The sequence below is a fragment of the Streptomyces sp. NPDC046900 genome, assembly GCF_040644975.1.
GTDB lineage: Bacteria > Actinomycetota > Actinomycetes > Streptomycetales > Streptomycetaceae > Streptomyces.
Window position 1 is genome coordinate 204,756 of the sequence record NZ_JBEYXD010000001.1, and the last position, 13,987, is coordinate 218,742.

Consider the following 13,987-nt stretch of genomic DNA (forward strand, 5'->3'; position numbering starts at 1 on the left):
CATGGTCGCCTCGGTCGCAAAGGTGCGGTCGCTCGTCGTGGTCATGGGCCAAGTAAAGCAGACGCACAACCGCACCCTGTCCACGGCTGTCCGCATGGCGGACAGCCGTGGACACTTCAGCCGCGGGTGCGGACCTCCACGGAACCGCCCTCGACCAAGGCGGACAAGGCCGAGAGGTCCTTCACCACCAGGTCGGCGTCCAGTTCATGGGCGCCGTGTGTTGTGGCCAAGGCCACGGTGGTCATACCGGCGGCGCGTCCGGCCCCCAGGCCCGCGGGGGCGTCCTCGAAGACGACGCAGCGGGACGGCTCGACACCCAGCGCACGGGCGGCGAGGAGGTAAGGCTCGGGATCGGGCTTGCCGCGCGTGACGTCCTCCGCGGCGACGAGGGTCTTGGGCCGGATGCCGACGGCCTCGAGACGGGCTTCGGCGAGGCGGCGCGTCGCGGAGGTGACGACGGCCCAGCGGTCGGCAGGCAGCGAGTCCAGGAACTCCCGGGTGCCCGGCAGCAGACGGACACCTCCGTTCGGCACGTCCTCGACCTCCAGTCGCTCGATACGCGCGACAGCCTCGGGGACGACGTCGGCGGGCAGCAGGTCGGCCGCTATGTCCACGGCGGTGCGGCCGTGCAGCTGGATGCGCCCGAACTGCTCGGCGGTGACCCCGTACTCGTGCGCCCACCGCGTCCAGCACCGCCTGACCGACTCGAGGGATGAGACGAGCGTCCCATCGTTGTCGAACAGCAGCGCGTCAGCATGGATCTTCATGCCCCCGACCCTACGGAGTCGGCCCGGGGGCGAGCGCATCGGGCCTTTTGGCCCGTAATAGGGTCACGGCATGCTTGATGCCCTGACACTGGTGACCGGTGTCGCCGCGTTGCTGCTCGCCGCCTGGTGCGGCTGGGCGGCTCACCGAGATCAGCCCACCAAGGACTGGCACTTCATCGGCATGGCCGTGCTGACGTTGCTGGTCCTGGTCCAGCTGGTCGTCGGCATCGTCCAGCTGGCGCGCGGCGAGAAGGCGGAGCAGGGCACGACGATCTTCGTGGCGTATCTGATCGGCGCCTTCGCATGCATCCCGGCGGTGGGGTTCATGTCGCTGGCCGAGCGCACGCGCTGGGGCTCGGTGACGGTCGCGGCCGGCGGTGTGGTCCTCGCCGTGCTGGAGGTGCGGCTCTATGACATCTGGGGAGGGTGAGATGACGGCCACACAGGACAAGCCGGTGAGGACGCGGCTGATCAGCGGACCGGGCATGCTGCTCGTCTGGCTGTACGGCGTGATGGTGGTCGGCGCGGTGTCGCGTTCGGTGGTGCAGATCTCGACCGAGTTCGACAAGGCTCCGCTGGCGTACTCCCTGTCCGCGGTCGCCGGCCTCGTCTACGGCTTCATCACGTACTCCCTGGTCCGCGGCGGCGAGACGGCCCGGCGGGCGGCACTGGTGTGCTGCGCGGCCGAGTTGGCGGGAGTTCTGATCGTGGGCACGTGGACGCTGGTGGAGCCGTCGGCGTTTCCGGACGCGACCGTGTGGTCGGACTACGGCATGGGGTACATCTTCATTCCGGTGCTGTTGCCGTTGTCCGCCATGTACTGGCTGCGCAAGGCGCAGGCGCGGCAAGAGGGCGTCTGAGGCGATCGGGGCGCGCCCCTTGCGGGGCGCGTTCCCTCAGGCCGTCGTCGCGTAGGAACCCGCCGGTACCTGCTTCTCCAGGATGATCATCGGTACGCCGTCGGCGCCCTGTGACGTGCCGACCGTCTCGTAGCCGACCCGGCGGTACAGGCGCAGATTGCCCTCACTGCGGTGGCCGGCGCTGAGGCGGAGCTTCTTCGCGCCGCGCTCCTCGACCAGCGCGGCCTCCGCGGCACGCAGCAGCCGGGCGCCGATGCCGTGACCCTGGAGCCGCGGGTGCACACAGAGCTTGCCGATGGACGCCGCGCCGTCCTCGGTCACGCTGCCGCGCACCGAGCCGACGACCTCTTCGCCCAGCCGCGCCACGAAGACGCAGTCGGAGGTGACCTCCTCGCGGACCGATTCGAGGCTCTGGACGAGCGGGTCGATGCGGTAGTTGCCGTACAGCGCGGCCTCGCTCTGGAAGCACAGGTACTGCAGCCTGAAGATCTGCTCGGCATCCTGCTCGGTCGCCACCGAGATGGTCACGCTCATGCCCATGTGCGCACTCCTCCCGCTCACCTGATCGCCTGTTGTTCCACACTCCTATCCCCGCACTTCGTGAGCCGCAACCTCCGCCGTCATCAATCGACGTAGACATCCTAGACATTTGGAGCGTTCCGGTCCGAGACTGCCCTGTGAGATACCCAACTCCCCCGCGATTTCCCGGTAGGTCAGATCCCGCGGGGAGAGCAGCGCGGCCACGAGACGGGGGCAACGCCCGGGCAACCGGCGCACAGCCGCGTACAGGTCCCGGCGGCGGGCCGCGATGAGCGCCTGCTGCTCTGGGCCGGGACACAGTTCGTCCGCGGGCTCGGTGCGGTGGGACAGTTCGAGACGAGCGGTGCGGCGGCCGCGGCGCGCCTCGGAGCGCACGGCCCGGCGCAGCCATCCCGGGACGTCGACCGGCGGCCGGTCCGCCGCGAGCCGTTCCAGGAGCCGTAGCCAGACCGCCTGTTCCAGGTCGCCCGGCTCCATCCCGAATATGTACGCCTCCGCCGACGCCTCGGCGGCGAGCAGGGGACGCAGGACCGTGAGCATCTCGTGGGTCACGTCCGGCGTGACGCGGCCGCCCCGGCAAGAGGTTGCCGGGGCGGCCGTAAGTCACCCCAACCGGGGCGAGAGTCCGCTGCGTTGACGCGGGCCCGCTGTTCAGCCGCGGAGGAAGTCCGCGCGGGCGAGCAGTCCGGTGTCGGCGTTGTCGGTGAAGACACCGTCGATGCCGGTGGCGAAGTACGTCTTGAAGGCACCGAAGGCGTCGCCGTAGCCGTCCACCTCCGTGCCCTTGCGGAATTCCGCGGGCAGGAACGGGTTCTCGTTGCGCATCGTGTACGGGTGCAGGATCAGGCCCACCTTGTGCGCGTCGGCGACGAGCGTGGTCGGCTTGGTGAGGCGGCCGTTCGCGTCCTTGGGGATGATCAGGTCCAGTGTGGGACCGATGCCCTGCGCGTAGCCGGCGATCTCCCGCAGGCCCCGCGGCGTGATCAGGTCGGCGACGGTGCGCGCGTCGCCCGCGTCCACGAAGTCCCAGGGGCGGCTGTCGGCGGTGGAGAGCAGGACGACGAGCGGGTTGTCGACCAGCTTGTTCAGCCGCTCGATGCTGCCGGGCTCGAAGGACTGCAGGATGACCGGCGAGTTCCGCTTGTCCTTGCCGTACTTGCGCAGCAGCTTGGCGACCCGCTCCTCCAGGCCCAGGCCGAGCTTGCGGAAGTAGGTGGGGTGCTTGGTCTCGGGGTAGATCCAGACCTGCTTGCCGCGCTTACGGGTCTGCTCGTCCTGCCACTTCAGGACCTCTTCGAAGGTGGGGATCTCCCAGTGGCCGTTGTAGAGGGTGTTGTGCGGGCGGTTGGCCGGGATCCGCTCGATCGCGCGCAGGGTCTTCAGCTCGGCGAGCGTGAAGTCCTCGGTGAACCAGCCGGTGGCGGGCACGCCGTCCAGGACCTTGGTGGTCTTGCGGCCCGCGAACTCGGGGTGGTCCGCGACATCGGTGGTCCCGCCGATCTCCGGCTCGTGCCGGCACACGAGGTGGCCGTCCTTGGTGGGCGCCAGGTCGCCGGCCTCGACGATGTCGGCACCGAGGTCGAGGGCCAGCTGGTAGGAGCCGAAGGTGTGTTCCGGCCGGTAGCCGCTCGCCCCGCGGTGCCCGATGATCGCGGGCACGGGCAGGCTCTTCAGCCCGGCGCTGGGCCGCGCGTCCGCCGCCGCGGCACCGGGCAGTCCGAGGACCGCTCCGCTCGCGCCGAGGACCGCGGCCCCGAGCAGCGCCCGTCGTCCCGTTCCTCGCCCCTGCTCGTACGACTCCTGGGTCGCCATGAGTGCCCTCCCGTGACATCTGTCGAAGCGGGTCGATCGTAGGTCTGTACCGATGACGGCCGGGAGACGCGCGCGGGAACGCGTGGCGGACGTGCGCCGTCCTGCCGGCTGCATGACGGAGGGCTTACGGGGCACTCGTAGTGACGGACCGTCACCCTCCGGCGCGATGTCCGTCACACCCGTCCGGCGGATGACGAACGTGCGACAAGGCGTCGTCGCAGGTAAACACTCGTCAACGACGCGATTTCGCAGTGTGACCCGATGTGCGACACGGCGGTTGTCGCGAGTATCGTCCTCACCTGCACAGACTCATACCGCATCCCTTGGCACCGGAGGGTACGTTGTCCCGCTTCGCGCTCATCAAGGCAGTGCTCGGACCGATCATGCGCCTGATGTTCCGCCCACAGGTGGAGGGCGCGGAGCGCATCCCGGGCGACGGCCCCGTCATCCTGGCCGGCAACCACCTGACGTTCATCGACTCGATGATCCTGCCGCTGGTCTGCGACCGTCAGGTCTTCTTCATCGGCAAGGACGAGTACGTCACCGGCAAGGGCCTCAAGGGCCGGCTGATGGCCTGGTTCTTCACCGGCGTCGGCATGATCCCGGTCGACCGCGACGGCGGCAAGGGCGGTGTCGCGGCGCTGATGACCGGGCGCCGGATCCTCGAGGAGGGCAAGCTCTTCGGCATCTACCCGGAGGGCACGCGGTCTCCCGACGGCCGCCTGTACCGGGGGCGCACCGGTATCGCGCGGCTGACGCTGATGACCGGGGCGCCCGTCGTCCCCTTCGCGATGATCGGCACCGACAAGATCCAGCCCGGCGGCGCCGGCCTGCCCCGGCCGAGCAAGGTCACGGTCCGCTTCGGCGAGCCGATGGAGTTCTCGCGGTACGAGGGGATGGACCGGGACCGGTATGTGCTGCGGGCCGTGACCGACTCCGTGATGACGGAGGTCATGCGACTGTCGGGGCAGGAGTACGTGGACATGTATGCCACGAAGGCGAAGGAAGCGGCGTAGCGAAGGCCGAGGGCTCATCCGTGCCGTCGGCGGCGTCCCGCTGGGCGGGCGTGGGTGCGTCGTGAGGGTTCGCGCGGTTTCCGCGCCCGTCGTGGGCGCGGACCCTCCGCCCGCCCGGGGACGGGACTAGGAATCCCCGAGCCGTTGGCCCCGCAGCAGGAACCACGCCGCCACCGCCGTGGCCAGCAGCACCGCCGCACCGACGCCCGTCGCCAGCGTCAGGCCGTCCACGAACGCCTCCCGCGCCGACGACAGCAGCGCGCGGCCCGGCTCGGGCGGCATGGCCGACGCCGCCTCGACCGCGCCGCCCAGTGACTCGTGTGCCGCGGCCGGGGTGCCCGCCGGGCCGGTGAAGCCGCGGTAGACGCCGGTCACGATGGAGCCGAGCAGTGCGATGCCGAGAGCCGCGCCGAGTTCGTACGCCGTCTCCGAGACCGCGGAGGCCGCGCCCGCCTGGTCCTTGGGGACGCTGGAGAGGATGACGTCCGCGGTCACCGTGAACGACAGGCCGGCGCCCACGCCCACGACCAGCAGTGCGGCCCCGATGAGCGGGTAGCCCGTGGTCCGGTCGACCACGGTGAGGGCGGCGAGCGCCAGGCCCACCGCAGCGAGCCCGGCCGAGACCACGGCCCGCACCGAGAAGCGACGGGCCGCGGCGCCCGCGGCCAGCCCCGCCGCGACCGCGCCGACGGCGGCCGGCAGCTCGGCGAGGCCCGCCTCGAACGGCCGCCTGCCCTGCACCAGTTGCAGGAACTGCGAGAGGAAGAAGACCAGCCCGGACATGCCGAGGACGGTCAGCAGGTCGGCGAGGACGGCACCGCTGAAGCCGCGGCTGCGGAACAGCCGCATGTCCAGCAGCGGTACCGGAAGACTGAGCTGGCGGCGCACGAATCCGTACAGCGCGGCGACGCCCAGGACACCGGTGGCCAGGGCGGGCCAGGCGAAGCCGTGCGCGGCCGCTTCCTTGACCGCGTACACGATGCCCACCATGCCGACGAGCGACAGCACGACACTGTTCAGGTCCCAGGGGCCGGGGTCGGGGTTCCGTGACTCCGGCAGCGTCCTGATGCCGACGAGGACCAGGACCACCATGACCGGCACATTGATGAGGAAGACCGAGCCCCACCAGAAGTGTTCGAGGAGGAAACCGCCGGTGATCGGGCCGACCGCCGTGCCGGCCGAGGCGGCCGCGCCCCAGATGCCGACGGCGACGCTGCGCTCGCGCGGGTCGTGGAAGAGATTGCGGATCAGGGCGAGGGTGGCCGGCATCAGGGTCGCGCCCGCGACACCGAGCAGCGCCCGCGCCATGATCATCATCTCCGGCGTCGACGCATAGGCGTTGAGGACGGATATCAGTCCGAAGGCCGTGGCCCCAACCAGCAGGATCCGCTTGCGGCCGATGCGGTCGCCGAGACTTCCCATGGACACCAGCAGCCCGGCGATGACGAAGGAGTAGACGTCGCCGATCCAGAGGAGCTGCGTGCCCGAGGGCTCCAGGTCCTCGCTGAGATAGGGGGTCGCGAGGCCGAGGACGGTCGCGTCCACGGCCACGAGCAGCACGGCGAGCACGAGGACGCAGAGCGCGAGCCACCGGCCCGGACGCCTCTTCGCCCGCGGCGCGGCAGCCGGCTGCAGGGTGCTGGTCATGGTTCCTCTCTCCGGAGTGCGCCGCCGAGCACCAGCTCGACGATCATGTAGGTGAAGTCCTTGCGGGCCAGACGCCCCTCGGCCACGGCCCAGGCGCCCGAGGCCATCAGGCCGTACAGGGCCTCGGTGAGCCATGCCGGGGTGAGGTCGATACGGAACTCGCCGCTCGCCTGGCCGCGGCGGAACAGCGCCGCGATCCGGGCGTCGAGCCGGGCCCAGCCCTCGTTCTGCTCCTCGCCCTCGAAGAGCTGGTTCTCGGTGTAGAGGAAGGCGAGCAGGCCCGCGGCCGGCTCGATCTCCGACACGAAGCGGCGCAGGGCCTCCTGGGCCGTGCCTTCGTCCAGCTGGGCGGCGTCCAGCGCCGACTCGCACTCCTCGATGCCGAGCGCCTCGAGCGCCCGTACGAGGGCGTCGCGCCCGGCGAAGTGGCGGTGCAGGGTGGCCCGGCTGATCCCGGCCGCCCTGGCGACCTCGTCCATGGTGGCGGTGGATTTCCGGGTGAGCAGGGTTGCCGCGGTGCGCAGCACGTGATCGCGATCGACGGCCATGAGACAACGATAACCCATGTGAGACATCTTTGTCTCAACAGAAGCGTGCGCGTCTCACGGTCTCCATCAACGGGCGTTGGTCAGTGCCAGGGCAGCCGGCCCCGCTGCTCCCAGTACGCGCCCGGCTCCTCGGCGAGGGCCTCGAGCCGCGCGATCTGCTCCTCGCCGAGGTCGACGGCGGCGGCGTGCAGGTTGGAGGCGAGCTGACCGACGGTGGCCGCGCCGGAGAGAACGACGCCCGCCCAGGGCAGACGCAGGATCATCGCGAGGGCGACCGCGTCGCTGCCGAGGGAGGTCTCCGCCGCCACGGCCCTCAGCGCCTGCGGCGCGTGCGGGTCGGCCAGGCGCCCGTTGGCCATGGCCTCCTTGACGATCACCGTGAGCCCGGCGTCGTGGGCCTCGGCGAGCGCGGGGGCGGCCGAGGTCTCCAGCAGGTTGTACGTGGACTGCACCGTGCGGAAGAGAGGTTCGCCGTCGACCGTCACCTCCAGCGCGGCGCGGATCGCGGCGGCCTGCGCGGGCCCACTGGTGGAGAAGCCGATCGTGGTGCCTCCCGCGGCTGTCTCGGCGAGCTTGGCGTGGAGTTCCTTGTCGGTGAGGGCCGGGCTGTCCGGGGTCACCGAGTGGATCTGGTAGAGGTCGAGCCGGTCGCCGAGCAGGGCCGTGGTCTCGGCGTGCTGCCGTTCGAACGTGGCGAGACCGTGGTCCTTGACCTCGTGCTGCTCGGCGTCGGTGCTCCAGGCCGCGGTGTAGGTGTAGCCCCACTTGCTGCCGACCACGACGTCGTCGATGCCAGGGCGTGCGTGCAGCCAGCCGGCGAGGAACTCCTCGGAGCGCCCGTAGGAGCGGGCGACGTCGAAGTAGCGGACGCCTTGCGCGTAGGCGGCGTCGAGCAGTTCATGGGTGCGTTCGCGCAGGGCGTCGACGCTGCGGTCGGGCGGGAGGTCCTGCTCCCGGCCGAGGTTGATGTAGCCGGGCCGGCCGACCGCGGCAAGGCCCAGGCCGAGGTGGCAGGTGGGAGTCGTTGCTGAGGCCAGTCGGGCGAAGGGCATCGCGGGCTCCGTTCGGTCGGCTCCTTGCGGCTGCCGACCAACCTAACGCGCGACGCCCTTCCTGTACGCGACCTGCTACTTCTTCTGCTTTGCCGTCGCCCACGCGTGCTGGGCCGCCACGTCGGCCTTCACCTCGGCGAGTTGCACGGCGACCGCCTCGGGCGCCGTACCGCCGCGGCCGTTACGGGAGGCGAGGGCACCCGGCACGTTCAGCACGGACCGCACCTCGGGGGTGAGATGCGCGGAGATCTTCGCGAACTGCTCGTCCGTGAGCTCGTCCAGTTCCTTGCCCTCGGCCTCGGCGGCCTTCACGCACTCACCGGCGACCTCGTGCGCGACCCGGAACGGCACGCCCTGCTTGACCAGCCACTCGGCGATGTCGGTGGCGAGCGAGAAACCGGCCGGCGCCAGCTCCTCCATCCGCTCACGGTGGACGGTCAGCGTCGCCATCATGCCGGTGAAGGCCGGGAGCAGGACCTCAAGCTGGTCGATGGAGTCGAAGACCGGCTCCTTGTCCTCCTGCAGGTCGCGGTTGTACGCGAGCGGGAGTGCCTTCAGGGTGGCCATGAGCCCGGTGAGGTTGCCGATGAGCCGGCCGCTCTTGCCCCGCGCGAGCTCGGCGATGTCCGGGTTCTTCTTCTGCGGCATGATCGACGAGCCGGTGGAGAAGGCGTCGTGCAGGGTGACGAAGGAGAACTCCTTCGTGTTCCAGATGATGACCTCCTCCGCGATACGCGAGAGGTTCACCCCGATCATCGCGGTGATGAAGGCGAACTCCGCGGCGAAGTCGCGGGAGGCCGTGCCGTCGATGGAGTTGGCCGAGCTGCCGTGCTCGAAGCCGAGGTCCTTGGCGACCGCCTCCGGGTCGAGGCCGAGGGAGGAGCCCGCGAGCGCGCCCGAGCCGTACGGGGACACGGCCGTGCGCTCGTCCCACTGGCGCAGCCGCTCGGCGTCCCGGGACAGGGACTGCACATGAGCGAGAACGTGGTGCGCGAAGAGCACGGGCTGGGCGTGCTGCAGATGCGTACGGCCGGGCATCGCCACGCCGGGATGCGCCTGCGCCAGTCCGACCAGCGCGTCCTGGAGGTCGGCGATCAGACCGCCGATGATCCGGGCGTGGTCGCGCAGGTACATACGGAAGAGGGTGGCGACCTGGTCGTTGCGGGAGCGGCCCGCGCGCAGCTTGCCGCCGAGGCTGGGGCCGAGCCGCTCCAGAAGGCCCCGCTCCAGTGCGGTGTGCACGTCCTCGTCGGCGACGGTGCCGGTGAACGCGCCGGAGGCCACGTCGGCCTCCAGCCGGTCGAGCCCGTCGATCATGCGCGCCAACTCGTCGTCGGTGAGGAGCCCCGCCGTGCGCAGCACGCGCGCATGGGCACGGGAACCGGCGATGTCGTACGGCGCGAGGCGCCAGTCGAAGTGGACGGATGCGGACAGCTTGGCCAGGGCTTCGGCGGGACCGTCGGCGAAACGGCCGCCCCAGAGCCGTACGTCACCGCTGTTGCTGCTCACTCTGCGTTGCTCCTCGAAGGTGGCGGTGTGCGACCGCCTCCCCACTCTCGGCAAGTGAGGAGGCGGCTGTCAGGCTAGTCCGTGCCAGGTGGCCGGGCGGTCAGACCAGGTCGCGCTTGGCGGCGATCTTCGACGACAGGCTGTAGATGTCGATGAAGCCCTTGGCCGCGGCCTGGTCGAACGTGTCGCCCGTGTCGTAGGTCGCGAGGTTGAAGTCGTACAGCGACTTCTGGGAGCGCCGGCCGGTGACGACGGCGCGGCCCCCGTGGAGGGTCATCCGGATGTCGCCCGAGACATGCTCGTTGGCCTCGTTGATGAAGCCGTCCAGCGCGCGCTTGAGCGGGGAGAACCACTGGCCGTCGTAGACCAGTTCGCCCCAGCGCTGCTCGACCTGCCGCTTGTAGCGGGCGAGTTCGCGCTCGACGGTGACGTTCTCCAGCTCCTGGTGGGCGGTGATCAGGGCGATCGCGCCCGGAGCCTCGTACACCTCGCGGGACTTGATGCCGACCAGCCGGTCCTCGACCATGTCGATCCGGCCGATGCCCTGGGCGCCGGCGCGCTCGTTGAGCTGCTGGACGGCCTGCAGGACGCTGACGGGCTTGCCGTCGATCGCGACCGGGACGCCCTTCTCGAAGGTGATGATCACCTCGTCGGCCTCACGGGGCTCGGCCGGGTTGGAGGTGTACTCGTAGATGTCCTCGATCGGGGCGTTCCAGATGTCCTCGAGGAAGCCGGTCTCCACGGCGCGGCCGAAGACGTTCTGGTCGATGGAGTACGGGGACTTCTTGGTGGTCGCGATCGGGAGGTTCTTGGCCTCGCAGAACGCGATGGCCTTGTCGCGGGTCATCGCGTAGTCGCGGACCGGTGCGATGCACTTCAGGTCGGGGGCGAGGGCGACGATGCCGGCCTCGAAGCGGACCTGGTCGTTGCCCTTGCCGGTGCAGCCGTGCGCGACCGTCGTGGCGCCGTGCTTCTTGGCCGCGGCGACGAGGTGCTTGACGATCGTCGGCCGCGAGAGCGCGGAGACCAGCGGGTAGCGGTCCATGTAGAGGGCGTTGGCCTTGATCGCCGGGAGGCAGTACTCGTCGGCGAACTCGTCCTTGGCGTCGGCGACCTCGGCTTCCACGGCACCGCAGGCGAGCGCGCGCTTGCGGATGACGTCCAGGTCCTCGCCGCCCTGGCCGACGTCCACGGCAACGGCGATGACCTCGGCGCCCGTCTCCTCGGCGATCCAGCCGATGGCGACGGAGGTGTCCAGACCGCCGGAGTAGGCGAGTACGACGCGCTCGGTCACGGGTTTCTCCCTCACAGTGCATTCGCTGATATGCATGAGTATGCAGCACCATGCATGATTCGTCAATCCAGCCACGCGCGGCGCCGCGGGCCTCACCACGGAGGGGCTTCGACCGGGCCTGCGGACACGGGCAACCGGAAGCGGCGATTCATTAGACAGCCGAACGACTTTCACCGATAATCCGTGGACATGGGTAAGACCTATGAACGCATTGACGGCAGACTGCGTACGTTCATCGAGGCGCAACCCGTCTTCTTCACCGCCACCGCACCTCTGTCGGGCGATGGCACGGTCAACCTCTCCCCCAAGGGACTCAGGGGCTCGTTCGCCGTCGTCGACGAACTCACGGTCGCCTACCTGGACTTCGCCGGGAGCAGCGCCGAGACCATCGCTCACCTGCGGGAGAACGGCCGGATCACCCTCATGTGGTGCGCCTTCCAGGGCCCGCCGAACATCGTGCGGGTGCACGGCCGCGGTGAGGCCGTCTTCCGCGACAACCCCCGGTTCCCGGGACTCCTCGAGCACTTCCCGGAGATCGACCCGACTCCTCACGGTCTGCGCGCGATCATCGTCGTGACGGCCGAGCACGTGCGGGACTCCTGCGGCTACGCGGTGCCCTTCATGTCCTACGAGGAGGACCGCGACCTGCACGGCAAGCGGTTCGCACGTGAGGACGACTCTTCCCTCAGCGACTACTTTCGGAGGAAAGAACACGTCGAAACCAGCCTCGACGGCCTGCCGGGCCTGCCTCTGCCGCTGCCGCCGTCTACGTTCTGACGCATGCGTCCTGGTGTCGTAGCCGCCCTCGCCTTCGCCTCCCTCCTTCTGCTCGATGCCGCGCCGGTCCCCCGCGAAGACGCCCCGCTGCCGGAGCGGCTGGCGGACACCGGCGGCGGCACCCAGCTGATCACCGCCCTGGCGCCCACCACCGGCGCGACGTCGGGCACGGTCAGCTGGTGGGACCGCCGGGACGGACGGTGGGTGAAGGCCGGTTCGGCACCGGCACGCTTCGGCGCGCGCGGGCTCGTCGAGGGCGGCTCGCGCACTCAGGGCACCAGCACGACACCGACCGGCCTGTACGACATGCCGTACGCGTTCGGGATCAAGGCCGCCCCCACAGGCACCAAGACGCTGTACCGCCCGGTCCACCAGGATTCGTGGTGGTGCGAGGACAGCGCTTCCGCCTCCTACAACCGCTGGACCGAGCCCCTCCCGCCCGACTGCCGCGCCTCCGAGTCGGAGCACCTGGCCGCTTATGACCCCCAGTACGGGCATGCCTTGGTCATCGGCTTCAACTACCACCATCCGGTGCGCGGCCGCGGCGCCGGCATCTTCCTCCACGTGAACGGCAGGGGCGCCACAGCCGGTTGTGTGTCGGTGCCGGAGGACGCGATGCGGCGGATCCTGCTGTGGGCGGACCCTGCGCGGGGGCCGCACATCGCGATCGGGACGGCAGGCGGGACGACCGCGATCAGCCGCTACTAGCCCGGGCCGCGGGGAGCCGCACGGTGAACGTCGTCGATCCCGCGCGGCTCTCCAGTCCCACGCTCCCGCCGTGCGCCTCGGCCACCGCCGCCACGATCGACAGGCCGAGCCCGGCGCCGCCGCCGTGGTTCTCCGGGCGGCGGCGGTGTTCGGCCCGGGTGAAGCGCTCGAAGACACCCGGCTGGATGTCTCCCGGGACCCCCGGCCCGTCGTCGTGGACCGTGAGCACGGCCCCGGCACCGCCGCCCTCCAGCGAGACGGTCACCTTCGAGCCCTCCGGCGTGTGCAGACGGGCGTTGGCCAGCAGGTTGGCCAGCACTTGGTGGAGGCGGTGCTCGTCGCCGGTCACCGTCACCGGCTCCTCGGCCAGCTCCAGCGTCCAGCGGTGACCGGGACCGGCCGCGCGCGCGTCGGTCACCGCGTCCAGGACCAGACGGGTCAGGTCGACGGGGCGCCGCTCCAGCGGGCGGCCCGCGTCCAGACGGGCCAGGAGCAGCAGATCGTCCACCATCTCACCCATGCGGGCCGACTCGGCGGCGATCCGCTCGAGCGCCCGGGTCACCTCCGGCGGGACCGGGCCCGGGTGCAGCAGCGCCAGCTCCGCATGGCCGCGGACCGAGGCGACGGGGGTGCGCAGCTCGTGGCTGGCGTCGGCGGCGAAGCTGCGCAGCCGTTCCTCGCTCGCGTGCCGCTTGGTCAGGGCGTCCTCGACATGGCCGAGCATGCGGTTGAACGCGGTGGCGACCCGGCCCACCTCGCTGCGCGGCTCCTTCTCGGGGGCGCGCGGCGGCAGGGCGACCTCACCGCTGGCGAGCGGGAGTTCACTGACCCGCGTGGCGGTCGCGGCCACCCGGTTCAGCGGCCGCAGGGACCAGCGCACCCACAGGGCGCCGGCGACCCCGGTGACCGCGAGGGCCGCGCCGAAGACGACCACGGCGACGAGCTCCAAACGGTGCACCGCGGCCTCGACCGGCTCCAGCGGCAGTCCGGTGATCAGCACGTCGCCGTCCGGGGCGGTCGCCGCCATCAGGCGGTACCCGCCGAGGGAGGCCAGACGGACGGTGTGGCCCCGGCCGTCCGTCGGGATCGCCGCGAGCATGCGCCGGTCCCGCGTGTCCAGCGGGGCGCTCAGATGGGTGCTGTCGCTGAGGGGGCGCACCACCGCCGCGCTGGTGACCGTGCCGTGGACCACACAGGCGCCGAAGGTCCCGGTGGACTGCTTGCGGGTGTCGCCGTGCTCGTCCCCGTCGTGGTCCGAGAGCCTGACGCCGTGCTCCAGGCTCGCCGGGAAGCGCGGGCCGACGTCCCGCAGCTGCTGGTCGAGCCGGCCGGTGAGGAAGCCGTTCAGCTCCACCACGGCGGCCACCCCCACCGTGGCACAGCAGAGCGCGAGCAGGACGACGAGCCCGGCGGTCAGCCGGGATCGCAGCGTGCGCGGCCAGGGCAGGCGCCGCACC

15 protein-coding genes are annotated in these 13,987 nt (G+C 70.9%); 5 read left to right on the forward strand and 10 right to left on the reverse strand.

Annotation, left to right across the window (positions count from 1 at the left end):
• Positions 1-116 precede the first annotated feature (116 nt).
• Positions 117-767 carry an HAD family hydrolase gene (locus ABZ904_RS00930; protein ID WP_361820374.1) on the reverse strand — a complete coding sequence of 217 codons (651 nt, stop codon included), beginning with the start codon at positions 765-767 and terminating at the stop codon, positions 117-119.
• 70 nt (positions 768-837) lie between these two features.
• Between ABZ904_RS00930 and ABZ904_RS00935 the strand changes: the two genes are divergently transcribed.
• Positions 838-1,197, forward strand: a complete 360-nt coding sequence (locus tag ABZ904_RS00935) for a hypothetical protein (RefSeq protein ID WP_360991878.1) — start codon at positions 838-840, stop codon at positions 1,195-1,197.
• Between the two features lies 1 nt (position 1,198).
• Complete coding sequence (locus ABZ904_RS00940) at positions 1,199-1,627, forward strand: hypothetical protein (protein WP_359389885.1); 429 nt, start codon at positions 1,199-1,201, stop codon at positions 1,625-1,627.
• Between the two features lie 36 nt (positions 1,628-1,663).
• Here ABZ904_RS00940 and ABZ904_RS00945 read toward each other — a convergent pair whose 3' ends face one another.
• From ABZ904_RS00945 to ABZ904_RS00955, 3 genes are all read right to left on the reverse strand, one after another.
• Entirely contained in the window at positions 1,664-2,167 is a 504-nt protein-coding gene (locus ABZ904_RS00945; RefSeq protein ID WP_359389882.1) for a GNAT family N-acetyltransferase, read from the reverse strand.
• A gap of 45 nt (positions 2,168-2,212) precedes the next feature.
• The gene (locus ABZ904_RS00950; protein WP_361820379.1) at positions 2,213-2,719 is read right to left on the reverse strand and encodes a sigma-70 family RNA polymerase sigma factor; all 507 of its coding nucleotides are present in this window, start codon (positions 2,717-2,719) and stop codon (positions 2,213-2,215) included.
• Positions 2,720-2,818: 99 nt separating this feature from the next.
• Positions 2,819-3,979: a glycerophosphodiester phosphodiesterase gene (locus ABZ904_RS00955; RefSeq protein WP_361820382.1), complete on the reverse strand. Its 1,161-nt coding sequence runs from the start codon at positions 3,977-3,979 to the stop codon at positions 2,819-2,821.
• A 341-nt stretch (positions 3,980-4,320) separates the two neighbouring features.
• Here ABZ904_RS00955 and ABZ904_RS00960 point away from each other — a divergent pair, with 341 nt between their 5' ends.
• Positions 4,321-4,995: a lysophospholipid acyltransferase family protein gene (locus ABZ904_RS00960; RefSeq protein WP_359390244.1), complete on the forward strand. Its 675-nt coding sequence runs from the start codon at positions 4,321-4,323 to the stop codon at positions 4,993-4,995.
• Positions 4,996-5,121: 126 nt separating this feature from the next.
• On the opposite strand, the gene ABZ904_RS00965 is transcribed toward ABZ904_RS00960, so the two are convergent.
• The 5 genes from ABZ904_RS00965 to ABZ904_RS00985 all read right to left on the reverse strand — a co-directional run bounded on the left by ABZ904_RS00965 (position 5,122) and on the right by ABZ904_RS00985 (position 11,045).
• Positions 5,122-6,642, reverse strand: a complete 1,521-nt coding sequence (locus tag ABZ904_RS00965; RefSeq protein ID WP_361820385.1) for an MFS transporter — start codon at positions 6,640-6,642, stop codon at positions 5,122-5,124.
• Complete coding sequence (locus tag ABZ904_RS00970) at positions 6,639-7,190, reverse strand: helix-turn-helix domain-containing protein (RefSeq protein ID WP_359389870.1); 552 nt, start codon at positions 7,188-7,190, stop codon at positions 6,639-6,641. The genes ABZ904_RS00965 and ABZ904_RS00970 overlap by 4 nt, the downstream gene beginning before the upstream one ends.
• An 80-nt stretch (positions 7,191-7,270) precedes the next feature.
• Positions 7,271-8,242: an aldo/keto reductase gene (locus ABZ904_RS00975; protein ID WP_361820388.1), complete on the reverse strand. Its 972-nt coding sequence runs from the start codon at positions 8,240-8,242 to the stop codon at positions 7,271-7,273.
• 75 nt (positions 8,243-8,317) lie between these two features.
• Complete coding sequence (gene argH / locus ABZ904_RS00980; RefSeq protein ID WP_359389865.1) at positions 8,318-9,751, reverse strand: argininosuccinate lyase; 1,434 nt, start codon at positions 9,749-9,751, stop codon at positions 8,318-8,320.
• A gap of 100 nt (positions 9,752-9,851) precedes the next feature.
• On the reverse strand, positions 9,852-11,045 hold the full coding sequence (locus ABZ904_RS00985; RefSeq protein ID WP_359389862.1) for an argininosuccinate synthase: 1,194 nt from the start codon (positions 11,043-11,045) through the stop codon (positions 9,852-9,854).
• Positions 11,046-11,234: 189 nt separating this feature from the next.
• On the opposite strand from ABZ904_RS00985, the gene ABZ904_RS00990 reads away from it, so the two are divergent.
• Both ABZ904_RS00990 and ABZ904_RS00995 read left to right on the forward strand, forming a co-directional pair.
• Positions 11,235-11,822, forward strand: a complete 588-nt coding sequence (locus ABZ904_RS00990) for a pyridoxamine 5'-phosphate oxidase family protein (RefSeq protein WP_359389859.1) — start codon at positions 11,235-11,237, stop codon at positions 11,820-11,822.
• A gap of 3 nt (positions 11,823-11,825) precedes the next feature.
• Entirely contained in the window at positions 11,826-12,530 is a 705-nt protein-coding gene (locus ABZ904_RS00995; protein WP_361820392.1) for a L,D-transpeptidase family protein, read from the forward strand.
• On the opposite strand, the gene ABZ904_RS01000 is transcribed toward ABZ904_RS00995, so the two are convergent.
• Positions 12,517-13,986: a HAMP domain-containing sensor histidine kinase gene (locus ABZ904_RS01000; RefSeq protein ID WP_360991857.1), complete on the reverse strand. Its 1,470-nt coding sequence runs from the start codon at positions 13,984-13,986 to the stop codon at positions 12,517-12,519. The genes ABZ904_RS00995 and ABZ904_RS01000 overlap by 14 nt on opposite strands.
• Between the last annotated feature and the right edge of the window lies 1 nt (position 13,987).